Consider the following 22,856-nt stretch of genomic DNA (forward strand, 5'->3'; position numbering starts at 1 on the left):
CCAGTAGTAGCCGATGCCGGTGAACGGCGCACCGGTGGGCCACCGTCACGGACCCGGGATCGGCGCACGCGGGTCGTAGGGACTGCGGGTGTAGACGAACGTCGCGCACTCGAGGTGGGTGTCGTGCACGTGCAGGGTCTCGCCGCGGTGGTAGCCCGACACGCCCACGACGGTGCCGTCGGGACCGGCCGCGAACGCGTAGGCGAGAGCGCCGCCCTGCAGGGCCCGGACCTCGACGCGCTCGTCCTGCCAGCGCCACTCGGTGGCGGTGTTGCCCCAGAACCACAGGCCGAGCAGGGGCTCGGCCCACGCCGGCACACCAGTGCTCGGCCGCCACGGAGCGGGACCTGTCGGCGGCTCGCCGGTCAGCAGGCGGGCGGGCACGTCGTCGGTGTCGAGACCGGTGGTGGCGTCGGCGAGCACGACGGCACCGTCGCCGGTGGCGGGGTCGACGAAGAGCGAGGCGAGGAAGCCGGGCATCGAGCCGGTGTGACCGACCAGGGTCCGGCCGTCGAGGTCGACCAGGCGCAGGCCCAGGCCGTAGCCCGGGTCGAGGCGGGGGGTGCCCATCTCGGCCAGGGTGGCCGGGTCCAGGACGTCGGGCCGCCGACCCGCGAGCACGCCGGCCCAGGTGGCGAGGTCCGCGAGGGTCGACCAGAGCTGGCCGGCCGGCGCCATCGCCCCGGTGTCGGTGTGGGGCTCGTCGGTCAGGACCCCGGTGACGTGACCGACGCTGTGGCCCTGGGCGTGCGGCGCCACCGGACCCCAGGTGGTGCGGGTCATCGCCAGCGGCGCGAGGAGCCGCTGCTGGACGACGTCCCACCACGTCGCGCCGCGCAGCCGGGCCACGACCTCGCCGAGCAGCCCGTAGCCGAGGTTGGAGTAGTGGAACCACTCGCCACGACCGGCGACGGCGCCGGACCCGTCGTTGGCGGCGGCCAGCGCCGCGAAGTCACCACCGGTCGAGCGCTCCCACCACGACCCGGCGGGCTCGCTCTGCATGCCGCCGGTGTGGCCGAGCAGGTCGGCGACGCTCAGCTCGGCGTACCCGACGCCGGGCAGGTGCCGGCCGAGCGGGTCGTCGAGGGACAGCAGGCCCTCGTCGCGCAGCTGCAGCACCAGCACCGCGGTCAGGGTCTTGGTGATCGACCCGATGCGGTAGGCCGTCGCGACGTCGGCGTGGACACCGGCGGTCTCGACCAGCTCGCCGTCGCGCAGCACGCCACCGACCACCGAGGGCAGCCGGCCGGCGTGCTGCAGCGCGGTGAGCCGCGCCTGCAGCGTCACTCCTCGCCAGGTCCGGCCGACTCGGCGAAGGCCTCGATCGGGGGGCAGCTGCAGACCAGGTTGCGGTCGCCGTAGGCCTGGTCGATGCGCCCGACGGGCGGCCAGTACTTGTCACCGGTGAGATGGCCGGACACGCCGGTCGGGAAGACCGCGAGCTCGCGGGAGTAGGCCCGGTCCCACTCGCCGACCAGGACGCGTGCGGTGTGCGGGGCCCCGCGCAGGGGGGAGCTCTCGGGGGTCCACTCCCCCGCGGCGACCCGGTCGATCTCGCCGCGGATGGCGATCATCGCGTCGCAGAACCGGTCGATCTCCGCCAGGTCCTCGGACTCGGTGGGCTCGACCATCAGGGTGCCGGCGACCGGGAACGACATGGTCGGCGCGTGGAAGCCGTAGTCGACCAGCCGCTTGGCGACGTCGTCGACGGTCACACCGGTGTCCTTGGTCAGCCCGCGCACGTCGAGGATGCACTCGTGGGCGACCAGGCCGCCCTGTCCGGTGTAGAGCACCGGGAAGTGGTCGCCGAGTCGCCGAGCGACGTAGTTGGCCGCCAGCACCGCGGTGGCCGTGGCCCGGGTCAGCCCCGCAGCGCCCATCAGCCGGATGTAGGCCCACGAGATCGGCAGGATGCCCGCCGAGCCGTACGGCGCCGCGCTCAGCGCACCGATGCCGACACGCTTGTCGGCCTCGGGGTGCAGCGCGTGGGTCGGCAGGAACGGCGCGAGGTGGGCGCGCACCGCGACCGGTCCGACGCCCGGTCCGCCACCGCCGTGGGGGATGCAGAAGGTCTTGTGCAGGTTGAGGTGGGACACGTCGCCGCCGAACTCACCGGGCTTGGCGTAGCCGAGCAGCGCGTTGAGGTTGGCGCCGTCGACGTAGACCTGGCCACCGTGGGCGTGCACGATCTCGCAGAGCTCGCTGATGGTGTGCTCGTAGGCACCGTGGGTCGAGGGGTAGGTGACCATGATCGCGGCCAGGTCATCGGCGTGCTTCGCGCACTTGGCGCGCAGGTCGTCGAGGTCGACGGTGCCGTCGTCGGTGCCCTTGACCACCACGACCTTCATGCCGGCCATCACCGCCGACGCGGCGTTGGTGCCGTGGGCCGAGCTGGGGATCAGGCAGACGTCGCGCTTCTGGTCGCCGCGCGAGTGGTGGTAGCCGCGGATGGCCAGGAGCCCGGCCAGCTCGCCCTGCGAGCCCGCGTTGGGCTGGATCGAGACCCGGTCGTAGCCGGTTACCTCGGCCAGCCAGCCCTCGAGCTCGTCGACCAGGCGGCGGTAGCCCTGGGCGTCCTCGGCCGGGGCGAAGGGGTGCAGGTCGGCGAAGCCCGGCAGCGAGACCGGCTCCATCTCGGTCGTGGCGTTGAGCTTCATCGTGCACGAGCCCAGCGGGATCATCCCGCGGTCGAGCGCGTAGTCGCGGCCCGAGAGCCGGCGCAGGTAGCGCAGCATCTGGGTCTCGCTGTGGTGGCTGGAGAAGACCTCGTGGGTCAGGTAGGGGGTCTCGCGGCGCAGCCCGGTCGGCAGCGCGTCGGCCACGACCTGGTCGATCTCGTCGATCCCGCCCTCGCCGGTCGACCCGGTCGCGACCCCGAAGGCCTTGAGCACGCTGTCGATGGTCGAGCGCGTGGTGGTCTCCGACGTGGAGATCCCGACCGTGTCGGCGTCGACGAGCCGCAGCTGGATGCCGAGGGCCCGGGCCGAGGCCACGACCGCGTCGGCGCGGCCGGGGACCTGCACCTGGAGGGTGTCGAAGAACGCCTCGTGCCCGAGCGTGAGGCCGGCCTCGCTGAGGGCGCGGGCCAGGACGGCGGCGTAGCGGTGGGTGCGGGTCGCGATCGCCTTGAGGCCCTCGGGACCGTGGTAGACGGCGTACATGGAGGCGACCACGGCGAGCAGGACCTGGGCGGTGCAGATGTTGGACGTCGCCTTGTCGCGCCGGATGTGCTGCTCGCGGGTCTGCAGGGCCAGGCGGTAGGCCCGGTTGCCGTCGACGTCGATGCTGACCCCGACCAGGCGGCCGGGCAGGTGTCGCTCGAGGCCCGCCGCGACGGACATGTAGCCGGCGTGGGGACCGCCGTAGAACAGCGGGACGCCGAAGCGCTGGCTGGAGCCGACCACGATGTCGGCGCCCATCGACCCGGGCGACTCGAGCAGGGTCAGGGCGAGCAGGTCGGCTGCCACCACGGCGAGCGCGTCACGCTCGCGGGCGGCCGCGATCACCGGGGCCGGGTCGAGGATGCGGCCCGACGCGCCGGGGTACTGGACCAGCACGCCGGACAGCTCGCCGTCGGGCAGGCCCCGGGCCAGGTCGGCGACGACGATCTCGATGCCCATCGCCTCGGCGCGGGTGCGCACGACCTCGATGGTCTGCGGCAGGGCGTCGGCGTCGATGACGAACGGGCCGCTGGCCTTGCGGTTGCCGCGGCGGACGAGGGTCATCGCCTCGGCGGCCGCGGTGCCCTCGTCGAGCAGGCTGGCGTTGGCCGTCGGCAGGCCGGTGAGGTCGCCGACGACGGTCTGGAAGTTGAGCAGCGCCTCGAGGCGCCCCTGGCTGATCTCGGGCTGGTAGGGGGTGTAGGCGGTGTACCAGCTGGGGTCCTCGAGCACGTTGCGCCGGATCACCGGCGGCGTGATCGTCGCGTGGTAGCCCAGGCCGATCATCGGCTCACCGGGCCGGTTGGAAGCCGCGATCTGGCGCAGCGCGGCCGCGGTCGCCGCCTCGGTCAGCGGGGCCGGCAGGTCGAGCGCCTCGGCGCTGCGGATGCCACCGGGCACGGCGGCGGCCATCAGCTCCTCGAGCGAGGCGTAGCCCAAGGTGGCGAGCATCCGGGCCACGTCGTCGGGGCCGAGGCCGATGTGGCGGTCGACGAACGGCAGCGCCGCGTCGAGCTCGGTGAGGCTGAGGTGGTCGGACACGAGGGCTCCTGGGATCGACAGATCACGGATGGACGCCCTCCCCCTCTGTCACCCCCCGCCCAGGATCTGGCCGGTGAGCTCCACAGGTGCCTGCTCCGCGCGGTCCGGGTGCCTGAGAGGTTCCGGGGAGGAATTGCCCCTTCGGCGCTTCGGTGCTGCTGAAGACTCTCCCGCGCGGGATCGTCAGCGCGCCCAATCTAGCGGACGCGCGGCGGTCGCCCGGAATCCCGCGCCCGAAATGACGCCGACCCGTCGCGTGGACGCGACGGGTCGGTGAGCCGGAACGAGTCAGCCGGCGTGGCGGGCCCGGCGTCGGGCGGAGAGCTCGTCGGCGGCCGACGGCGTGGCACCGGCGGCGGGCTCGTCGGCGCGCTCGCTGGGCAGCGCGGCGAGGGTGCCCTCGATCTCGCGCCACACACCGCCGATCGCGATGCCGAAGACGCCCTGGCCGCCCTGCAGCAGGTCGATGACCTCGTCGTTGGACGTGCACTCGTAGACCGAGGCGCCGTCGCTCATCAGCGTCACGCGCGTCAGGTCGTCGGTGCCGCGGGCACGCAGGTGCTCGACGGCGGTGCGGATCTGCTGCAGCGAGATGCCGGCGTCGAGCAGGCGCTTGATGACCTTGAGGATCAAGATGTCGCGGAAGGAGTAGAGGCGCTGCGACCCCGAGCCCTTGGCCCCGCGCACGGTCGGCTCGATGAGCCCGGTGCGCGCCCAGTAGTCGAGCTGGCGGTAGGTGATGCCGGCGGCGTTGCACGCGGTCGGACCGCGGTAGCCCAGGTCGCTGGGCAGCGGGGAGACGTCGTCGGTGAAGAGGAGACCCTGCTCCTCGGCAGACTCGACGACCACGCTGTCGACAGCGTGGGTGTCGTGGTGCGGCTTCTGCTCGTTCACACGGTCCTCCGTGGGTCTTCTTCGCTCCGGGGAAGGTGCCGTGACGACACGTGTGGAGTTACAGCGAAGGACTTCAAGGTACGGCTCGCGGCAGGGCCGGTCAAAGAACCCGGCGGCGTGTCGCAACCCTCAACCTCCAGATGAGGGTCAGTCGTTGCGGCGACCCGTGGCCGTCAGCCGGCCGGGTCGGTCCCGGCCTCGAAGTCCTCGGGCGTCACGTGGTCGAGGAACTCGCGGAACTTCTCGACCTCGTCCTCCTGCTCGGCCGGCACCGCCAGCCCGGCCTCGTCGAGAACGCCCTCGGCGCACATGATGCGGGTGCCGGTGCGCAGCGCGAGCGCGATCGAGTCGGAGGGCCGCGCGCTGACCTCGACCCCGGAGACGAAGACCAGGTTGGCGAAGAACACGCCGTCCTTGACGTCGGTGATCTGGACCTCGGTCAGCGCGTTGCCGGTGGCCTCGAGGACGTCCTTGAACAGGTCGTGCGTCAACGGGCGCGGGGGCACGACCCCCTGCTGGGCGAAGGCGATCGCGGTCGCCTCCACCGCACCGATCCAGATGGGGAGGTACCGCTCGCCAGAGACCTCGCGCAGCAGCACGATGGGCTGGTTGGACGGCATCTCGACCCTGACACCCATGACGTCTACCTCGCGCATGCCTCCACAGTACTCGCGCCCCCACGACGCCGGCAGACCGGCAGCGCCACGGTCAGCCCCGTGTCAGGAGCGCTTGAGCCCGGCCTTGACCAGGGTGGCGTGCAGGCGCACCGACAAGGCGGCGACCTCGTGGACGACCTCGTCGGCCCGGGCCCGCGCGCCCGCGTCGCGGGCACCGCGCAACGGGGCGACGACCTGCTGGACGAGGCCCACCTCACGGTCGGCCGCGGCGCGGAAGGCCCGCAGGTGACGCGGCTCCAGGCCGAAGTCGGCCAGCTCGCGTGCGGTGCGGGCGATGACCAGTGCGTCGGTGTCGTAGTGGCCGGTGCCGGTGCGCGGCACGATCAGCCCGAACTGCTCGAGCTGCTCGAGCAGCTCGTCGGTGATCTCGGCGATCTTGACCAGCTCGCGGCGCGACAGGCGCAGCTGGTCGCGCCGGGCGTAGGACGCGGCCGACGGCGTCCCGTCGCCCGAGAGCGCCACCTGGGGCACCACGGGGACGACCGGCTCGATCGGCGGCGGCTCGAGGCCCCGGTCGATGGCGTCGAGGTGCTCGGCGATCACCTTCAGCGGCAGGTAGTGGTCGCGCTGCATCGTCAGCGCGTAGCGCAGGCGCTCGACGTCGGCGGTGCTGAACTTGCGGTAGCCCGACGGGGTCCGCTCGGGGCGGATCAGCCCCTCCTCCTCCCAGTAGCGGATCTTGGGGATCGAGATCGCCGGGAAGTCGGGACGCAGCAGGTCGAGGACCTGCCCGATGTTCATCCGGGAGCCGTCGGCCCGGTGGTCGGCCCGGTGGTCGGCCCGGTGGTCGGACTGGTGGTCGGCTCGGTGATCGACGGCAGGTCGGGTGGACGGGTCGTCCGGGTCGGCACCCGGGAGTGCACGGGCCACGTCCCAGACCTCAGGAGGCCTCGTGGCCGGCGAAGAACACCAGGCGGTACTTGCCGATCTGGACCTCGTCGCTGTCCTTGAGCCGCACCTTCTCGATGCGGTCGCGGTTGACGTAGGTGCCGTTGAGGCTGCCGGCGTCACTCACGGTGAAGGTCTCGCCGTCGCGGTGGAACACCGCGTGGTGGCGCGAGACCGTGACGTCGTCGAGGAAGATCTCGCTGTCGGGGTGGCGCCCGGCGTGGACCTCGTCGGCGTCGAGGAGGAACCGGCTGCCGGAACCGGGGCCCTTCTGCACGACCAGGAGCGCGTGCCCCAGGGGCAGCGCGTCGACCGCCGCGGCGTCGACGGGGTTGAGCGCCCGGTCGGAGGTCTCGGTCTTGTCGACGCCGACGCCGATCTGGATGGTCGCGGTCGACTCGCCGACCGGGTCACCGGCCGACGTGGGCGTGGACGGCGCCAGGCTGAGCAGCCGGGTGCCGCACTGTGCGCAGAAGCGGGCGTCGTCCGGATTCTGCCGGCCGCAGCTCGTGCAGAAGATCATGGCGCGTGTTCCCTCCGGTTCGACCCTGGTCGCCTCAACCCTCACCACGCAGGTGAGGGTGACGGTTGGTCGAACCTATCAGTTGTCGGGTGACCTGGACCCGGATCGGGGCACCTGGGCGCTGGCCCCGGTCGGTGCCCCGGTCGGTGCCCCGGTCGGTGCCCCGGTCGGTGCCCCGGTCGGTGCCCCGGGCGGTGGTCCGGGCGGAGCGGCGCCGGTTCAGCCCTCGAGCGTCGCGACGTAGGCGTCGGCGGCGAGCAGGCCGTCGAGCTCGCCCGACGCGGACGGCACGATCTCGAAGAGCCAGCCGCCGCCGTAGGGGTCGTTGTTGACCAGCTCGGGCGTGGCGTCGAGGGCCTCGTTGCGGGCCACGACCTCGCCGCTGACCGGCGCGTAGACGTCGCTGACCGACTTGGTCGACTCGAGCTCGCCGCAGGTGCTGCCGGCCTCGACGGTGTCGCCGATCTCGGGCAGGGAGACGTAGACGATGTCACCGAGGGCGTCCTGGGCGTAGTCGGTGATGCCGATGCGCACCGACCCCTCGTGCTCGCCGGGGGTGCGCACCCACTCGTGCTCGACGGTGTACTTCAGGTCCTCGGGGTACACGGGGGCTCCTCATCACTGCGGTGTCCGGATCGGTTCGGAGGTTAGCGGGTCGTGGACCGGGCCGCGTGGCCGCGGGGGCGGCCCACGGGTCGGCCTAGGGGTCAGGCTCGGCGAACGCCGGGTCGGTCGGCTTCACCGTGGTGTCGATGTCGAGGGAGGCCAGCTGCTCGACGGTGAGCTCACCGCCGTCCTGGCGCACCTGCCGGGCCGGCCCGAGCGAGAACACCATGGCCCCCGAGAGCGGGTCGGGGTCGCCGATGGCGTCGATGACGTAGGGCGGCTCGACCAGGGTGCCGTCGATGACGATCCCCCCGGTGCCCTGCTCGAACGACGACTGGGCCAGCAGCCGGACCTCGCCGTTGACCTGGATCGCCTCGGCGCCGACCGAGCGCAGCTCCTGGATCACGTCGAGGAAGGTCGCGACCGACACGACGCCGGTCCTCTCGGTGATGGTGACCCGGACGCCCGGCCCGGTCACGGGCACGGCGCCGGCCAGCACGCTGAGGCGGTCGACCTCGAGCTTGGTGCGGTCGAGCGCGGCCTCGCGCCGGGTCGTCTCGGACAGCAGGTCCTGGCGCTCGCGGGTCAGCCGGTCGATCTCGGCCTGGGTGCGCTGGGTGGTGCCGGCGAGGCCGTCCAGCACGTCGATGAGGTCCTGCTCGCGCAGTCCGGAGTAGGTCGAGTCGGTCTCGTTGGTGCGGATCTGCGTCACGGCGGCGAACCCGACCACGGCCAGCAGCACGCCGACGACGGCCTGGCTGCGCGAGGGCCGGGCCAGGGCTCGACGCAGCCGTGACCGACCGGACTCCTGCTCGCTCATCTTTGTCTCGTGCCTAGGCGTGGAAGAGGTGGCGGCGGATGGCGGCGACGTTGGAGAAGATCCGGATCCCGAGGACCACGATCACGCCGGTCGACAGCTGGCCACCGACGCCCAGGCGGTCACCGAGGTAGACGATGCCGGCGGCGATGACGACGTTGCTGACGAACGAGACGACGAAGACCTTGTCGTCGAAGATGCCGTCGAGGTAGGCGCGCAGGCCACCGAAGACGGCGTCGAGGGCCGCCACGACGGCGATCGGCAGGTAGGGCTCGACGCTGAGCGGCACGTCGGGGCGGAAGAAGAGCCCGAGCGCGACTCCTAGGAGCAGTCCGAGTGCGGCGATCACGATGTCGGCCCTCTCTTGTCGTCGGTCGTCTCGTCGGGGGTCAGCGACCGTGCCGAGCGCAGCACCTCGCGCGAGGCGGGTGCGGCCGGCAGGCGCAGGTCGTCGACACTATCCACGTTGTAGGTGAAGCCGTAGAACTCGGCGTTGGAGGCGAAGGACTGCCCGGTCGAGGTGTCGACGAACCGGGCGGGGAGGGTGCGGGTGTCGCCGATGGCCTCGACGACGTACGGCGGGGCGATCCCGACGAAGTTGACCCCGATCGCGTCGCCGCTGGTCCGGATGGCGCTGGTGGCCGACAGCCGCTGCCCGTTGACGGCCACGGCCTCGGCGCCGGCCGCGAACAGCCCGTTGACCAGCAGCCGGAGGTCCTGGTCGTTGACTTGGGAGGTCTCGTCGGCGTCGGGGGCCGGCGTGACGGTGACGCGGACACCCTCGCCGCGCACCGGGACGAACCCCGTGAGGGCCTGCAGCCGGCGCTCGGAGACCGCGTCGGTCTGCTGCTCCTCGGTGAGGCGCCGGGTGCCGCGCTCGAGCTGGGCGACCCGGCTGCGCAGGGCCACGACCCGCTCCTCCTGCCGGGCGCGGCGCGCGCTGGAGGCCTCGATCCGGTCGACCAGCGACGCCCGGCTGGCCGAGGTGACGTCGGCGTTGCGCGAGGTCTGCACGAACGCGGTCGCGACCAGCAGGCCGAAGACCAGGACCACCAGCGCGGCGACCCGGGCCGGTCGACCCGGCGGGGGGGCGCGGTGCGCCGGCGATCTTGCGGTCGGCGGCGTGCTGGTAGTCCTCGTCGAGCGACTGCTGGGTGATCAGCGTCAGCAGCGGCATCCGCACCCGGTCGGGGACCGGGGCGCGGTCGGGCTGCGCGGGCTTGGGCACGACATCAGGCACGGCATCAGGCACGGGGTCGGGCAGGGGGTCGGGCACGGTCACGGTCTCAGCCGTCGCGGGCCGGGCCCCGGGCACTGGCCCGGGCGGGGCGCCGTTCGGTCGTCAGCAGCAGCTTGCGCACCTGCCAGGCGTAGAGGATCCCGGCCCACCAGTAGAGCCCGATGCCCCAGATCGCGAACGCCCAGCCGAAGACCTCGGCGAGGGTCGCGACGGTCCCGTCACCGTCGCCCAGCAGCAGCAGCGGGAAGGCGTAGAGCAGGTTGAAGGTCGCGGCCTTGCCCAGGAAGTGCACGGGCAGCGCGCTGTAGCCGCGGGTGCGCAGCAGCGGCACCAGGCCCCACATGAGCAGGTCGCGCAGCGGCAGCGAGACCGCCATCCACCACGGGATGATGTCGCGCAGCGCGAGCCCCACGACCACGGCCAGGATGTAGAGGCGGTCCGCGACCGGGTCGAGGATCTGGCCCACCACCGACTGCTGGTCGAGCTTGCGCGCCAGCCAGCCGTCGAGGAAGTCGGTCAGCCCGGAGGCGACGAGCACGGCGAGCGCCCAGCCGTCGGCCTCGGGGCCCAGGACCAGCCACAGGAAGAGGGGGACGCCGAGCAGCCGCAACGCGCTCAGCGCGTTGGGCACCGTCCACACGAGTGGACGTGGACCTGGGACGCTCGCGGCGCCGACGCCCGTCTCACTCACGGTGACAGAGCCTAGTGGCGCGCCCCTCCGCGCCCGGCAACGCGGGGGCGGACGGACCGCGTGTCCGGCTCAGGACGAGCCCTCCTCGAGGTGGGCGGCGTCGCGGATCTCGCCGACGAGCTCCTCGATGACGTCCTCGAGCGTGGCCACGCCCAGCGTCCGACCGCCGTCGTCGACGACGCGGGCCATGTGGGACCCGCGGCGCTGGAGCACCTCGAGGGCCTCGTGCAGCGGGGACTGCTGGGTGACGGTCGCGAACGGGCGGACCCACTTGTCGTCGATGGGCCGCGCGCGGCGCTCAGCGTCGGGCTCGAGGACGTCCTTGATGTGGAGGTAGCCCAGCAGCTCGCCGTCGTCGGCCGAGACCGGGAAGCGGCTGAAGCCGGTGCTCGCGCACAGGGCCTCGACGTCGGCGGGGCTCGACCCGCGGGCCACGGTGGTCAGGCTCCCGGACGGCAGGCACACCAGCTCGACCGACTTCTCGGTGAAGCCGAGGGCACCGGCGAGCCGGTCGTACTCGTCGGCCTCGATGAGGCCCTCGCCGCGCGACTCCTCGACGAGCGCGGCGACCTCCTCGCGGGTGTAGGTGGAGCTCACCTCGTCGCGGGGCTCGACCTTGAGCAGCCGCAGGGTGGCGTTGGCGATCGCGTTGAGCGCGCGGATCACCGGTCGCAGCGGCGTCGCGACGGCGACGAGCATCGGGCCCAGGACCAGCGCGGAGCGCTCGGGCCCGGCCAGGGCGATGTTCTTGGGCACCATCTCGCCCAGGACGACGTGCAGGAACACCACGACGGTCAGGGCCAGCACGAAGGCGACCGGGTGGACGAACCCCTCGGGGACCCCGAGGCGCTCGAAGAGCGGCTCGATGAGGTGGGCCAGGGCCGGCTCGCCGACGGCACCCAGGCCGACCGAGCAGATGGTGATGCCGAGCTGGGCGGCGGCCATCATGACCGACACGTTCTCCATGGCGTGCAGCGTCGTGCGGGCCATGCGCGACCCGGCCTGGGCGCGGGGCTCGATCTGGCTGCGCCGGGCCGAGATCAGCGCGAACTCGGCGCCGACGAAGAAGGCGTTGAAGGCCAGCAGCAGGACCGCGACGAGCAGGGCGGCGTAGTCGCTCACGACAGCTCGCCCCTCGCGTGGGCCGGGTCGCCGGCGGCGGCGTCGCGCCGCGCGGTCGGGTCGTCGCCGGTGGTGGCGGGGTCGGGGTCGGCCCCGTGCAGGCGCAGCGCCAGCCGGTCGACCCGCAGGCCGTCCATGTGCTCGACCGTCAGCACCGCGAGCTGGCGCCCGGGCTCCTCGGGGTCGCTGCGGTCGGGCACCTCGACCTCGGCGATGTCGCCGACGGTCGGGATCCGGCCGAGCACCTGCAGCACCAGGCCGGCGACGGTGTCGTAGTCCTCGCTCTCGGGCAGCTCGATGCCGGTGAGGTCCTCGACCTCGTCGGGGCGCAGCAGGCCCGAGACCGACCAGCTGCCGTCACGGCGCTGCCGAACGCGCGCACCGAGCCGGTCGTGCTCGTCGGCGATGTCACCGACGATCTCCTCGATGACGTCCTCGAGGGTGACGATGCCGGCGTGGCCGCCGTACTCGTCGAGGACCACGGCCATCTGGAACCCGTCGGCGCGCAGCAGGGCCAGCAACGGGTCGAGCCGCAGCGAGTCGGGAACGACGATCGGCTTGGCCATCAGGTGCTTGACCTTGGTGGTGGCGCGCTCGTGCATCGGCAGCGCCACGGCGTGCTTGACGTGGACGGTGCCGACCACCACGTCGTCGTCGTCGAGGACCGGGAAGCGGGAGTGCCCGGTGTGGCGGGTCAGCTCGATCACGGCACTGGCACGGTCGTTGGCCTCGAGGCTGCGCGTGCGGACCCGCGGGGTCATGATCTCGCCGGCGGTGCGGGTGCCGAACTCGACCGAGCGCTCCATCAGCTCGGCCGTGTCGGCGTCGAGCGTGCCCTCGTCGGCCGAGCGCTGGATCAGCGAGGCGAGCTCGGTGGAGCTGCGCGCCGAGCGCAGCTCCTCCTGGGGCTCGATGCCCAGGCGCCGCACGATCGCGTTGGCCGAGCCGTTGAGCACCCGGATCGGGCCGCGCATGGTGGCGGTGAAGACCCGCATCGGCAGCTGGGTGGAGCGCGCCGTCGCCATGGGCAGCGCGATCGCGAGGTTCTTGGGCACCAGCTCGCCGAAGAGCATGGTCAGCACGGTGCTGACGACGAAGCCGAGGGTCAGGGCGACCGGTGCGACGGCTCCCCCGGCCAGGCCGGCCGCCTCGAGCGGGCCGCGGACCAGCTGCGAGATCGCGGGCTCGGCGAGGTAGCCGATGCCGAGGTTGGTCACGGTGATGCCGACCTGGGCGCCGGACAGCTGCGTCGACAACGATCGCAGGGCCGCCTGGACGCCGCCGGCCGCGGTGTCACCGTCGTCGGCGGCCCGGTCGACCTGTCCTCGGTCGACGGTGACCAGCGAGAACTCGGCCGCCACGAAGACACCGCACAGCACGATGAGGCCGAGGGCGACCGCGAGCAGGATCCACGCGGTCATCGAGTCGCCTGCTGGGCCGGGGCTGGGGGCAGTGGCAACGTATCTTGAGAGCCGTCCATCGGGCGGTTCTGGGCCTCCGGGTCGTCGTACAGGGAAGGGCCAGCCTAGGGCATCGCGCCACGCTCCCCCACGGCGCGCAGGCCGCGGCTCCCCGAGTTTGACGCCGGCCGGCCCCGGGCTTGCTGACCGCACCAGGTCGGCACCGCGCCGACCTCTCGGGAGACCAGACCAGGGAGGCCTCGGTGAGCACCACCACCCAGCACCACCACCAGCACGACCACCGCACGACCGGGCCGTCCCTCCGGCGCCCGCGTAGCGGCGACCGCCGAGAGCGCCGTGCAGCGCGTGGCCGACGCGTCGATCTGGCTGCTCTTCCGCCTCGACGGCGTCCGCTCGTCGTAGCCGGCCCCGTCGCTCAGCGGCCGCCACCGAAGGAGTCGCTGACCTGGCGCGGGTCCAGGACGCGGTAGGGCGCCGCCGAGGTCGCGGCACTGCGACGTAACGCTTCCAGGGGCGGGGTCGTCCCGGCGACGAGCAGCAGGTTGCCGGGGCGACGTCCACGCAGCGTGGCCGGCTCGGCGCTCAGCACCACCGGGCCCACCGCGGCCCGCAGCCGGGCCACCACGTCGCGCGCCCGGCCGAACGGCGCCCGGTCGGCGAGGTTGACCAGCACCAGTCCGCCGGGGGCCAGGACGCGGGCGACGTCACCGAGGAACGCCGCCGTCAGCAGGTCGGCGGGCACCTCGCCGTCGTCGTAGGCGTCGAGAACGAGCAGGTGCGCGTGGTCGTCGCGCAGCGCGGCGACCCCGCTGACGCCGTCGACCGGACGCACCTTGATCCCGCTGCCGCGCGGCAGCGGCAGCCGTTCGCGCACCAGGGCGGTGAGCAGCTCGTCGGGCTCCAGGACCACCTGGGACGTGCCCGGTCGCGTCGCGGCGACGTAGCGCGGCAGCGTGAGGCCGGCCCCGCCCACGTGGACCACCCGGAGCGCGCCGGCCGGCAGGGCGTCGACGACGTCGCCCATCCGGCGCACGTAGTCGAAGACCAGGCGCGTCGGGTCCCCCAGGTCGACGTAGGACTGGTCGTGACCGCCGACGCGCACCACGAACCCGCCGGCGTGCTCGGTCGGCACGACCTCGCGCACGACCTGACGCACGACCTCGTGCACGCCCTCACCGGGCACCTCGGGACCCGCCACCCGAACCCCTCTCCCACGGCGCGACGCTGTGACACCATAGGCCCACCATGAGCGCTCCCCTCTTCGGTTCTCGCGTCCTGCGCGCCCTCGCGCTCGTGCTGACGTCCCTGCTCGCCGCCACCCTGCTCGGCGGCGTGCCGGCGTCGGCCGGCGGCCGCGACACCGCCCGCGACACCACCCGCGACAGCACCCGCGACAGCACCGCGACACCGCCCCCGGCGCCCCGCCTCGAGGCGCGCGGCGACCTCGCGGGCTACGACGCGCCGGTGCTGCCCCCGGGCTGCTTCGGGCCGGCCCGCTCGGGCATCGACCCGTTCCCCTGCCCGCTCAACAAGTACCGTCCTCGGCTCCCCACGATCCTGCTGTGGGGCGACTCGCACGCCTACGAGTGGATCCCCGCGCTGCGCGAGGCCGTGCGGGGCGAGCGCGTCAACCTGGTCTCGTTCGTTGCGGGCTCGTGCCCGCCGGTGCTCATCACCCGCGACCTGCACGACGGCGCGTGCCGTCGCAGCAACTACGTCGCGCTGCGCACCGTGGAGGCCCTGGTGCGCGAGAAGGCCCGGTTCAAGGTCGTCCTCGGCTCCAACTGGTCGGGCTTCCGGCGCGCCTACCGCCGGGTCTACCTCGAGTCGGTCACCGGCGTCCCCTCCGGTTACGACGCCTACACCACCGACATGATCCGGCTGGCCCACGAGGGCACCCCCGACCTGTTCACGCGGCTGGGGCGGATGGGCGTCGACGTCGACATCATCGGCCAGGCCGCCACGGTGCCCGAGCGTCGCCCGTCGTGCCCGGCCGGCGACGCGCCGTACAACTGCGACCTGCCCCGCTGGCGGGCCCTGCCCGAGGAGCGGCGCACCGTCGGCTACCTGCACCACCAGCAGGACAAGATCACGGTGCGCGGCCGGTCGCGCCTCATCGACGCCACCCCCGGCTACTGCACCGCGACGGTCTGCCACGGCAAGATCGGGGCGATCGAGACCTACTTCGACGACCTGCACCTGTCGGCCACCCGCACCCGCGCCCTCGCGAGGTTCTTCAAGCCCGCAGTACGTGACCTGCACCGTCGCTGACCTGTCCCCCGGTGTCGCGCAGAACTAGAACCTGTTATAGAAACAGCGCATGACACTCAGCAACGAGGCCGTGGCCTCCGGCGTGCAGCGCTACCTCGACACCGTCGCCACCGGCACGGCCGCCGACGTCCGGGCGCTGTTCGCGGCCGACGCCACCATCGAGGACCCGGTCGGCGCGACGCCGATCTCGGGCCACGAGGCGATCGAGGCCTTCTACGCCACCATCGAGGCGCTGCCGAAGACGACCGAGCTGGTGACGCTGCGCGCGTGTACCGGCCAGGCGGCGTTCCACTTCTCGATCGTCGTCGACCTCGGCGGCGGTGCGACCTCGACGATGGCGCCGCTGGAGGTCATGACCTTCGACGACGACGGCCTGATCACCTCGATGCGCGCCTTCTGGAACGACAGCGACCTCGTCATCGCCTGATCCGTGCGAAAATCCCGACATCATGGGCCTCCCTCCTCGTCTGCTGCTCCCCCTGCTCCTCGTCGTCTCGCTGCTGCTCCCGCTCGGGGCATCCCCGTCCCAGGCGGCGTCCGGCACGGCACCGTCCACGGCACCGTCCACGGCACCGTCCACGGCATCGTCCGCGGCACCGGTCGGACGCGCCGGCCCGGGCACCGGCGACGACTTCCCGCGGCTGCCCGCGAGCTGCTACGACGCCCACGACGTCATCACCAGCCCGTGCCGCGTCACGCGCTACCCCGGGCGGCCGATGGTGGTGCTGTGGGGTGACTCGCACGCCCAGATGTACCTCCCGGCGCTGCGGCAGGTGGCCCGTCACCAGCGCATCAACCTGACGGCGGTTCTCTTCGGCGGCTGCCCGATCAGCACGCCCTACCCGCGCAGCTCCGGCTTCCAGCGCACCGGCTGCGACGACCACAACGTCCGGTCGCTGGCCTACGTCCGCGACCTGACTCAGCGCCGCAGCCGGGTGCGGATCGTCATCGGCGGGTTCTGGTCCGGCTACCGCCAGGCCTACGCGCTGGTGCGCGAGGAGGAGCGCACCGGCGTGCCGTCGGGGCTCAGCGACTACCGCGAGCAGATGGCCCGGCTCGGTGTCGAGCGTTCGCGCCCGATGTTCCGCGCGATCGGTCGCCTCGGCGTCCCGGTCGACATGATCGGCCAGGCCGCGACGGTGCCGCTCGATCCGCGCCGCTGCGCCGCCGGGCGCGAGCCCTACCAGTGCGACCTCCCGCGCCGGCGGGCCCTGCTCGACGAGGCCGACAACCGGCGCTGGATCCGCTCGAACCTGATGTCGGTCCTGCCCGGACGACCGCGGCTCATCGACGCCACCGACACCTACTGCGACACGCGGACCTGCTTCGCCCACGTCGGCGACGCCAACACGTTCTACGACGACATCCACCTCGGCGCGCGGCTGACCGCGACCATGGCGGCCTACTTCCGTCCGGTCTTCCGCGACGTGCTGGCACGATGAGGCCATGACGGCGTACTGGATCAGCAGCTATCTCGAGGTCACCGACGAGACCAGGCTCAAGGCCTATGCCGAGCTCGCGTTCCCGGCGCTCACCAGCGCCGGCGGCACCTTCCTCGCGCGCTCGACGCCTGCGGCGGTCTACGAGGCCGGGCGCGACATGCGCACGGTGCTCATCGAGTTCGAGTCGGCCGAGGCGGCCGTGGCGGCCCACGACAGCGCCGCCTACCAGGAGGCGCTCGAGGCGCTCGGCGACGGCGCCGTGCGCGACATGCGGATCGTCGAGGGCATCGCGCCCGCCCCCGTCAGCGACCGATGAGCGTGCTCGACACCAGCCGGGACGGGGCCGTCTCGGTCCTGGAGCTGCGCCGCCCCGAGCGTCGCAACGCCCTCGACCTCGAGCTGTGCCGGGCGATCACCGCGGCGGCCGGTGCCGAGGTGGCGGCCGGGGCCCGGGTGCTCGTCGTGACCGGCGGCGGCACGTCGTTCTGCTCCGGCGCCGACCTGACCGGCGTCTACGGCGACGACTTCCTGCAGGCGCTCTACGGCATGCTGCACGGCCCCCAGGGCCTCACCTCGCTGCCCGTGCCGGTCATCGCCGCGGTCAACGGTCCCGCCATCGGGGCCGGCACCCAGCTCGCGCTCGCCAGCGACCTGCGCGTCGCCGACGAGACCGCGAAGTTCGCCGTGCCCACCCCGCGCAACGGGATGGCCGTCGACGCCTGGACGATCCGCCGGCTCGCCGACGTCGCGGGGGGCGGCGTCGCCCGGCGGCTGATGATCGCCGCCGAGACCGTCGACCGTGACGAGGCCCTCGCCTGCGGGCTCGCCGACCGCGCCGGCACCCTCGACGACGCGCTCGCCTGGGCCCACGAGATCGCCGCTCTCGCACCGCTGTCGCTGGCGCACAACAAGGCGGTCCTCAACGGCGCCGACGACGCCACGGCCGAGACGTCGTTCGCGGTGTGCTGGGCCAGCGAGGACGTCCGCGAGGCGGCCACCGCGCGTACCGAGAAGCGCGCACCGGTGTTCACGGGTCGCTGAGCCGATCGGTTCGACCCCGGCGCCCTCACCGGGCCCGTACCGTGGGGTGATGGAGCGGGTACTGGTGGGGTCGCGGCGGCTGCTGCTGTGCGTGCTGGCCGCCGGGGTCCTCGGACTGCCCCTCGCCTTCTCGTGGGCGGTCACCCACACCGAGGTCACCGAGAAGATCGGGACGTCGCCGACGACGTTCACCCTGTCGACCCAGGGTCACAGCGAGGTGCGGCTCGGCATCGCCGGCACCGTCTACCTGCCCGAGTCGCGCGGCCCGATCGGTCTCGTGGCGACCGTCGACGGGCCCGGCGACCCGGGCGCCGGCGACGGCGACCTGGCCAACTACGTGCGGCCCGAGATGCTCGAGCTCTACGCCGGGCTGTTCCACGACCCCGCTGCCGCGGTCGCGCAGTACGTCGACCTCGTCGAGGCCGAGCTGCGCCACCAGCTGCTGGTGTCGACCGCGGTGGTCGCGCTGGTCGGCGGGGTGGGGCTGTTCGCGCTGCACGAGCTGTTGCCGGTGCAGCTGCGCCGCGACCGACGCCGCGACACCCTGCGCGTCGGGCTGGCGGCGCTGCTCGTGCTGGGGATGACCACCGGCCTGGCCTCGGTGCAGCTGCAGGGCTCCGAGGGCGGTCGCGGACCGACCGCGGGCACCTACGAGCTGGCCTCGCTCGACGGCACCCTGGCCGACGGCGCCACGACCGACAGCCCCGTCGTCCGGGCGCTGCTGGGAGGGGCGTTGGCCAAGGCGCAGACGCTGGTGGACCGGCAGGAGGCCGGCGAGCAGGCGTTCCGCAGCGTCGCCGAGACCGGCCTCGACGACCAGGCCGACCTGTTCGAGGGCCCGGCCGACGGTGAGGTGGCGGTGATGATGCAGTCGGACATGCACTGCAGCACCAGCATGATCCGCCTGCAGCGGCGGGTGTTCTCGATGCTGGCCGAGGCCGGGGACGCCCCGTCGCTCCTGGCCGTCACGGGCGACCTCACCACCAACGGGACCGCGGCCGAGGGCACCTGCATCGCCGACGAGGCGGCGATCGCGGGCGACGCCCCGGTGGCGGCCATCACCGGCAACCACGAGTCGGCCGTGAGCGAGGAGCAGATGTCCGACGCGGGCATGACGGTGCTCGACGGGTCGGTCGAGGAGGTCGGCGGGGTCCGCGTGCTCGGCGACGGCGACCCGTCACGCACCGAGCTCTTCGGTGCCACGGCGCTGCGCGGCGACGAGGGCCAGGACGGCCAGGGGCGACGGCTGCGCGAGGTCGCCGCGGACGCGGACCCCGACGAGCGCCCCAGCCTGGTCATGGTGCACGAGGCCTACGCCGCCCAGGCGTTCCTCGACATCGACTCGGTCGACACCCTGGTGCTGTCCCACGTGCCCTCACTGACCCGGCCGCCGGCCGACCCCGACGACGACGGGGTGGGCGACGTGCCGGCCGGCGCGGTCCTCTACGGCCACTGGCACCGCTCGATCGACCCCCGGGTGCTCTGGAACTCCGACGGCACCTGGACCCTGCTCATGGAGCTCGACACCACCGGCGGCGCGGTGGACACCCCCACGATCAACAACTTCTCGACCCCGTGGTCGCGCCCGCAGCAGGAGGCGTCGTTCCCGGTGCTGTTCCTCGACCGGGGCTCCCGGCTGGTCACCGGCTACCAGCTCTACCGCTTCGACACCGACGGCACCGTGACCGTGGAGCCGCGGGTCGACGTCGGGGCCACTGTGCCCGAGCGGGCGACGGCGGCGCCGCAGGCGGACGCCTACGTCGGGAGCCAGGACACGTGCCCGGCCAGGGCGGCGTACCCGACGAACGCGCCGACGTCGAGCAGCGTGTGCGTCACGACCAGCGGCGTGACCCGGCCCCAGCGCCGGTAGAGCCAGCCGAACAGCAGGCCCATCACGAGGTTGCCGACGAAGCCGCCGAGCCCCTGGTAGAGGTGGTAGCTGCCACGCAGGAGCGCGGCGAGCCCGATCGCCCTGATGTCGGAGAAGCCGAGCTGGCGCAGCCGGACCAGCACGTAGCCCAGGACGACGAACTCCTCGAGCACGGCGTTCTTGACCGCCTGCAGCACCAGCACCGGCACGTTCCACCACGGCGAGGTGTCGAGGCCGGACGCGGCGACGGTGAGGTTGAGCCCGAGGGCGTGCATCCCGAGGTAGAACAGCAGACCGACCGACCCGACGCCCGCCGCGATCAACGCACCCGTCGGCACGTCGCGCCAGCCGGCGCCCTTGAACCACACGTCGCGCAGCACCGACCCCGTGCGGACCAGGAGGTAGCCCGCCAGGGCGACCGGCGCCAGCGCGAACACGATGCCGAGCAGCTGGTAGGTCAGGTCGAGCAGGGGCCGCTCGGGGGTGTAGGTGCCGTTGAGGGTGGTGGTCTGGGCGGCCAGGCCGCCCGGCTCAGTCGCCGCGGCGATGAGCGAGACCACGGAGTAGACCGCGCTGCGGCCCAGCGACAGCGACAGCACGATCAACAGCTCGACGACGAGCAGGCGTCGGCTCGGGAGCGACGGTGACCCCGATGACGCCGGTGACCGAGGCTCCCCCGCGGCGTACGTCGTCATGGGGACCATCATGCGGACCGCGTGCAAGGTGGTCGCACCGCGAGGGAGGGCGGCCCGCCGCCGACGGCTACCAGCCGAGGGTGTCGCGGGCGGCCGCGGCGACCTGCTCGAACCGCGTGCGGTCGAGCGCGGCACCCTCCCGGCGTACGTCGCCGGGGGCGAGCCGCAGCACCCGGTCCAGGCGCACCTCGCTGGGCCGGCCCTGGCGGTCCCACGCACCCGTGCCGATGTCGAACCAGACGGGGCCGTCGGGTCGGCGCGGGTCGCGGTCGTGGTCCTTGCTCGTGAGCATCAGACCGAGCAGGTCGCCGCCCGAGCGGGCGAGCACCAGCACAGGGCGGTCCTTGCCCTGCGTGGGGTCCTCCTCGAACGGCACCCAGGCCCACACCACCTCGCCGGGGTCGGCGTCGCCGTCGGCCCGAGGGGCGTACTCGATCGTGGCGCGCCCCTCGTAGTCGCCGCGGTAGGCGGCGTTCGCCGGCTCCGCCGAGGCTCTTCCGGGACGCCGCCGGCGTGCCACCCATCCGCGCAGACCCAGCCTCACCATGTACGCACCCTAGGCGCGCGCCGACCGCTCGTCTGGGGACCCGCCGCCTACCACCGTCGCGGCGCTGGCGCAAGTGGACTGAGCCTCTACGAGACCAGCGACGTGTCTTGGGAGGGTGGCCCCTTGACGGGGCACAGACAGATCCGGGACGGCGTCCTGCCCACGGGGCCTGCCGCTTCGTGATCAGACGGAGAAGAGGCATCCTGATGAAGAGATTCATCGTGGCGCTGGTGCTGGCCCTGACGGCCTTGACGGCGCTGTCGCCCAGCACGGCCGGCCCCGCGTCGGCGGCGGTCGCAGGAGACGACGTGGTCATCGGGAGTGCGTCCCTGCCACTGTCCGGCGTCGACGTCTACCGCTCGGCCAACGCCCTCGTGCAGTACACCGCTGCCAAGGGCGCCACCACCGGCACCAACTCCTACGGCTTCGAGGCTGCGGTCGTGGGCGGCAAGATCACCGCCGTCGCGAACGGCGTGGGCAACATGGCCATCCCCGCCAACGGCTACGTGCTGTCGGGTCACGGCACGGCCAGGACCTGGCTGCAGACGAACGCGAAGGTCGGGGCCACCGTGACCATCGGCGGCACCGCTCCCCCGCCCCCGCCCCCGCCGCCGCCCACCGGCGCCAGCGTGACCGTCGCCGGCCAGACGCTGGCCCTGACCGGCACCGACGTCCCACGGACCACCAACGCCCTGGTGCTGTACCGGACCGGCGCCACCACCGGCACCAACTCCTACGGCTACGAGGCGGCCGTGGTCGGCGGACTGGTGACCAGGGTCGAGAACGGCGTGGGCAACATGGCGATCCCGTCCGGCGGGTTCGTCCTGTCCGGGCACGGGACCGCCAGGACCTGGCTCGTCGCCTACGCGAAGGTCGGGGCCACGGTCGTCGTCAACGGCGGTGGTGGCGGTCCGGGCAGCCCGCCGGCTCCCGTCGTCGAGACCCGACAGGTCGACGGGACCGCGACCTGCCAGACCCTCACCGTGCAGGTGCGGACCGAGAAGCGGACCAACACGTGGCAGTGGGACGGGACGGCCTGGGTCCCCAGCTGGAGCGCCTGGGCGCCCACGGGCGAGACGTCGACCCGGCCCGCCACGGCCGCGGACTGCGTGCACGTGGTGGCGTCACCTCCCGCGGACGCGCTGCTGCCGGACCTGCGGGTCAAGGGCCTCAACAAGTGCGGGACGGGCGACAGCACGGCCACCGGCGGCAGCTGCTTCCTGATCGTGAACCCCGCCCCGTACAACCAGGACTTCCCCCAGCTGCAGGGCCGCAAGCTGCTGAAGTTCCCGGTGATCACCCTCAACGTCGGTGTCGGACCGGCCGAGGTCATCGCCGACCGCACCTCGACCGACCAGACCGACTGGAGGGCGTACCAGACCTTCTAGCGCCCGAACGGCGAACGGCAGTCCGTGGTCTCCCCGGGGGTGAAGTTCCACTACGCCGGCGACGGTCACAACCACTGGCACTTCACCGACTTCGACGACTACTGGATCGAGACGCTGGGCGGGACCGACCTGCGCAGTGCCGAGAAGCACGGCTACTGCCTGGAGGACAACACCACCTGGGCCGGCCTCGCCGGCGCCGCGGGTGTGCCCACCAGCCCGGTCTACCTCGGCGCCACGTCGTGCGGGAAGGGTCTTCCCCAGGCGCTGACGGTCATCGAGGGCCTGAGCCGCGGCTGGGGCGACACCTACCCGCTGACGCTGCCCGACCAGGCGATCGACGTCACCGGTCTGCCGGACGGCCGCTACCGGGTGGGCATCACGGCCGACGCGCTCGGTGCGGTCGTCGAGGGCGACGAGTCCAACAACACCGCCACCATGGAGATCTCGATCTCCGGCAACACCGTCACGACCTACCCCGCCACGGCGACCGGCGGACTCAACTAGGGCGCGGCTCCTCCTGG

24 protein-coding genes and 1 riboswitch are annotated in these 22,856 nt (G+C 73.0%); of the genes, 8 read left to right on the plus strand and 16 right to left on the minus strand.

What is annotated here, in order from left to right; genetic code table 11:
* Positions 1 to 45: 45 nt before the first annotated feature.
* From FZC61_RS06420 to FZC61_RS06485, 14 genes are all read right to left on the minus strand, one after another.
* Positions 46 to 1,287, minus strand: coding sequence for a serine hydrolase domain-containing protein (locus tag FZC61_RS06420; protein WP_148613273.1), 1,242 nt, complete (start codon positions 1,285 to 1,287; stop codon positions 46 to 48).
* Entirely contained in the window at positions 1,284 to 4,202 is a 2,919-nt protein-coding gene (gene gcvP / locus FZC61_RS06425; RefSeq protein WP_148613274.1) for an aminomethyl-transferring glycine dehydrogenase, read from the minus strand. The genes FZC61_RS06420 and gcvP overlap by 4 nt, the downstream gene beginning before the upstream one ends.
* 90 nt (positions 4,203 to 4,292) lie before the next feature.
* A riboswitch (glycine riboswitch) is annotated at positions 4,293 to 4,385 on the minus strand.
* Positions 4,386 to 4,490: 105 nt separating this feature from the next.
* On the minus strand, positions 4,491 to 5,051 hold the full coding sequence (locus tag FZC61_RS06430) for a MerR family transcriptional regulator (protein WP_246142572.1): 561 nt from the start codon (positions 5,049 to 5,051) through the stop codon (positions 4,491 to 4,493).
* A 218-nt stretch (positions 5,052 to 5,269) separates the two neighbouring features.
* Positions 5,270 to 5,752, minus strand: coding sequence for a bifunctional nuclease family protein (locus FZC61_RS06435; protein ID WP_148613276.1), 483 nt, complete (start codon positions 5,750 to 5,752; stop codon positions 5,270 to 5,272).
* Between the two features lie 63 nt (positions 5,753 to 5,815).
* A complete protein-coding gene (ftsR, locus tag FZC61_RS06440) occupies positions 5,816 to 6,643 on the minus strand; it encodes a transcriptional regulator FtsR (RefSeq protein ID WP_425465809.1) in 828 nt (275 codons plus the stop codon).
* A 10-nt stretch (positions 6,644 to 6,653) separates the two neighbouring features.
* Complete coding sequence (locus FZC61_RS06445) at positions 6,654 to 7,184, minus strand: FHA domain-containing protein (RefSeq protein ID WP_148613277.1); 531 nt, start codon at positions 7,182 to 7,184, stop codon at positions 6,654 to 6,656.
* 219 nt (positions 7,185 to 7,403) lie between these two features.
* Complete coding sequence (gcvH, locus tag FZC61_RS06450; RefSeq protein ID WP_148613278.1) at positions 7,404 to 7,790, minus strand: glycine cleavage system protein GcvH; 387 nt, start codon at positions 7,788 to 7,790, stop codon at positions 7,404 to 7,406.
* A 94-nt stretch (positions 7,791 to 7,884) separates the two neighbouring features.
* Positions 7,885 to 8,610, minus strand: coding sequence for a DUF881 domain-containing protein (locus FZC61_RS06455; RefSeq protein ID WP_148613279.1), 726 nt, complete (start codon positions 8,608 to 8,610; stop codon positions 7,885 to 7,887).
* A gap of 13 nt (positions 8,611 to 8,623) precedes the next feature.
* Complete coding sequence (locus FZC61_RS06460; RefSeq protein ID WP_148613280.1) at positions 8,624 to 8,956, minus strand: small basic family protein; 333 nt, start codon at positions 8,954 to 8,956, stop codon at positions 8,624 to 8,626.
* The gene (locus tag FZC61_RS06465) at positions 8,953 to 9,660 is read right to left on the minus strand and encodes a DUF881 domain-containing protein (protein WP_148613281.1); all 708 of its coding nucleotides are present in this window, start codon (positions 9,658 to 9,660) and stop codon (positions 8,953 to 8,955) included. The genes FZC61_RS06460 and FZC61_RS06465 overlap by 4 nt, the downstream gene beginning before the upstream one ends.
* A 233-nt stretch (positions 9,661 to 9,893) precedes the next feature.
* Positions 9,894 to 10,538 (minus strand): cardiolipin synthase ClsA, encoded by a 645-nt coding sequence (clsA, locus tag FZC61_RS06470; RefSeq protein WP_211357116.1) that lies wholly within the window; start codon positions 10,536 to 10,538, stop codon positions 9,894 to 9,896.
* Positions 10,539 to 10,607: 69 nt separating this feature from the next.
* Positions 10,608 to 11,660 (minus strand): hemolysin family protein, encoded by a 1,053-nt coding sequence (locus tag FZC61_RS06475; protein ID WP_148613282.1) that lies wholly within the window; start codon positions 11,658 to 11,660, stop codon positions 10,608 to 10,610.
* Positions 11,657 to 13,081, minus strand: a complete 1,425-nt coding sequence (locus tag FZC61_RS06480) for a hemolysin family protein (protein ID WP_148613283.1) — start codon at positions 13,079 to 13,081, stop codon at positions 11,657 to 11,659. The genes FZC61_RS06475 and FZC61_RS06480 overlap by 4 nt, the downstream gene beginning before the upstream one ends.
* A gap of 415 nt (positions 13,082 to 13,496) precedes the next feature.
* Entirely contained in the window at positions 13,497 to 14,279 is a 783-nt protein-coding gene (locus FZC61_RS06485; protein ID WP_246142563.1) for a spermidine synthase, read from the minus strand.
* A 47-nt stretch (positions 14,280 to 14,326) separates the two neighbouring features.
* On the opposite strand from FZC61_RS06485, the gene FZC61_RS06490 reads away from it, so the two are divergent.
* The 6 genes from FZC61_RS06490 to FZC61_RS06515 are packed head-to-tail and all read left to right on the plus strand — an operon-like array spanning position 14,327 to position 19,705.
* Complete coding sequence (locus FZC61_RS06490) at positions 14,327 to 15,352, plus strand: SGNH hydrolase domain-containing protein (RefSeq protein ID WP_148613284.1); 1,026 nt, start codon at positions 14,327 to 14,329, stop codon at positions 15,350 to 15,352.
* A 49-nt stretch (positions 15,353 to 15,401) separates the two neighbouring features.
* Positions 15,402 to 15,779, plus strand: a complete 378-nt coding sequence (locus FZC61_RS06495) for a nuclear transport factor 2 family protein (protein WP_148613285.1) — start codon at positions 15,402 to 15,404, stop codon at positions 15,777 to 15,779.
* Between the two features lie 22 nt (positions 15,780 to 15,801).
* The gene (locus tag FZC61_RS06500; RefSeq protein ID WP_148613286.1) at positions 15,802 to 16,794 is read left to right on the plus strand and encodes an SGNH hydrolase domain-containing protein; all 993 of its coding nucleotides are present in this window, start codon (positions 15,802 to 15,804) and stop codon (positions 16,792 to 16,794) included.
* A gap of 4 nt (positions 16,795 to 16,798) precedes the next feature.
* Positions 16,799 to 17,110 (plus strand): DUF1330 domain-containing protein, encoded by a 312-nt coding sequence (locus tag FZC61_RS06505; protein WP_148613287.1) that lies wholly within the window; start codon positions 16,799 to 16,801, stop codon positions 17,108 to 17,110.
* Entirely contained in the window at positions 17,107 to 17,835 is a 729-nt protein-coding gene (locus FZC61_RS06510) for an enoyl-CoA hydratase (protein ID WP_148613288.1), read from the plus strand. Before FZC61_RS06505 ends, FZC61_RS06510 begins: the two co-directional genes overlap by 4 nt.
* A 49-nt stretch (positions 17,836 to 17,884) precedes the next feature.
* Positions 17,885 to 19,705, plus strand: coding sequence for a metallophosphoesterase family protein (locus tag FZC61_RS06515; RefSeq protein ID WP_148613289.1), 1,821 nt, complete (start codon positions 17,885 to 17,887; stop codon positions 19,703 to 19,705).
* Here the strand turns inward: FZC61_RS06515 and FZC61_RS06520 are convergent.
* The gene (locus FZC61_RS06520; RefSeq protein ID WP_148613290.1) at positions 19,591 to 20,400 is read right to left on the minus strand and encodes a CPBP family intramembrane glutamic endopeptidase; all 810 of its coding nucleotides are present in this window, start codon (positions 20,398 to 20,400) and stop codon (positions 19,591 to 19,593) included. The two genes, FZC61_RS06515 and FZC61_RS06520, sit on opposite strands and share 115 nt — an antisense overlap.
* A 67-nt stretch (positions 20,401 to 20,467) precedes the next feature.
* Positions 20,468 to 20,947 (minus strand): type II toxin-antitoxin system PemK/MazF family toxin, encoded by a 480-nt coding sequence (locus tag FZC61_RS06525; protein ID WP_148613291.1) that lies wholly within the window; start codon positions 20,945 to 20,947, stop codon positions 20,468 to 20,470.
* A gap of 206 nt (positions 20,948 to 21,153) precedes the next feature.
* On the opposite strand from FZC61_RS06525, the gene FZC61_RS06530 reads away from it, so the two are divergent.
* Both FZC61_RS06530 and FZC61_RS06535 read left to right on the plus strand, forming a co-directional pair.
* Positions 21,154 to 22,335 (plus strand): hypothetical protein, encoded by a 1,182-nt coding sequence (locus tag FZC61_RS06530; protein ID WP_148613292.1) that lies wholly within the window; start codon positions 21,154 to 21,156, stop codon positions 22,333 to 22,335.
* Positions 22,336 to 22,374: 39 nt separating this feature from the next.
* Complete coding sequence (locus FZC61_RS06535) at positions 22,375 to 22,839, plus strand: lysyl oxidase family protein (protein ID WP_170285998.1); 465 nt, start codon at positions 22,375 to 22,377, stop codon at positions 22,837 to 22,839.
* The last annotated feature ends 17 nt before the right edge of the window (positions 22,840 to 22,856 follow it).

The organism is Nocardioides rubriscoriae (assembly GCF_008087085.1).
GTDB lineage: Bacteria > Actinomycetota > Actinomycetes > Propionibacteriales > Nocardioidaceae > Nocardioides > Nocardioides rubriscoriae.

Excerpts from the sequence above, each read along its gene's own strand:
- FZC61_RS06515 (WP_148613289.1), top strand. The coding sequence starts at position 17,885 with ATGGAGCGGGTACTGGTGGGGTCGCGGCGGCTGCTGCTGTGCGTGCTG.
- FZC61_RS06445 (WP_148613277.1), bottom strand. The coding sequence starts at position 7,184 with ATGATCTTCTGCACGAGCTGCGGCCGGCAGAATCCGGACGACGCCCGC.
- FZC61_RS06520 (WP_148613290.1), bottom strand. The coding sequence starts at position 20,400 with ATGACGACGTACGCCGCGGGGGAGCCTCGGTCACCGGCGTCATCGGGG.
- FZC61_RS06455 (WP_148613279.1), bottom strand. The coding sequence starts at position 8,610 with ATGAGCGAGCAGGAGTCCGGTCGGTCACGGCTGCGTCGAGCCCTGGCC.
- FZC61_RS06495 (WP_148613285.1), top strand. The coding sequence starts at position 15,402 with ATGACACTCAGCAACGAGGCCGTGGCCTCCGGCGTGCAGCGCTACCTC.
- FZC61_RS06500 (WP_148613286.1), top strand. The coding sequence starts at position 15,802 with ATGGGCCTCCCTCCTCGTCTGCTGCTCCCCCTGCTCCTCGTCGTCTCG.
- FZC61_RS06435 (WP_148613276.1), bottom strand. The coding sequence starts at position 5,752 with ATGCGCGAGGTAGACGTCATGGGTGTCAGGGTCGAGATGCCGTCCAAC.
- FZC61_RS06480 (WP_148613283.1), bottom strand. The coding sequence starts at position 13,081 with ATGACCGCGTGGATCCTGCTCGCGGTCGCCCTCGGCCTCATCGTGCTG.
- FZC61_RS06505 (WP_148613287.1), top strand. The coding sequence starts at position 16,799 with ATGACGGCGTACTGGATCAGCAGCTATCTCGAGGTCACCGACGAGACC.
- FZC61_RS06490 (WP_148613284.1), top strand. The coding sequence starts at position 14,327 with ATGAGCGCTCCCCTCTTCGGTTCTCGCGTCCTGCGCGCCCTCGCGCTC.
- FZC61_RS06530 (WP_148613292.1), top strand. The coding sequence starts at position 21,154 with ATGAAGAGATTCATCGTGGCGCTGGTGCTGGCCCTGACGGCCTTGACG.
- FZC61_RS06510 (WP_148613288.1), top strand. The coding sequence starts at position 17,107 with ATGAGCGTGCTCGACACCAGCCGGGACGGGGCCGTCTCGGTCCTGGAG.
- FZC61_RS06525 (WP_148613291.1), bottom strand. The coding sequence starts at position 20,947 with ATGGTGAGGCTGGGTCTGCGCGGATGGGTGGCACGCCGGCGGCGTCCC.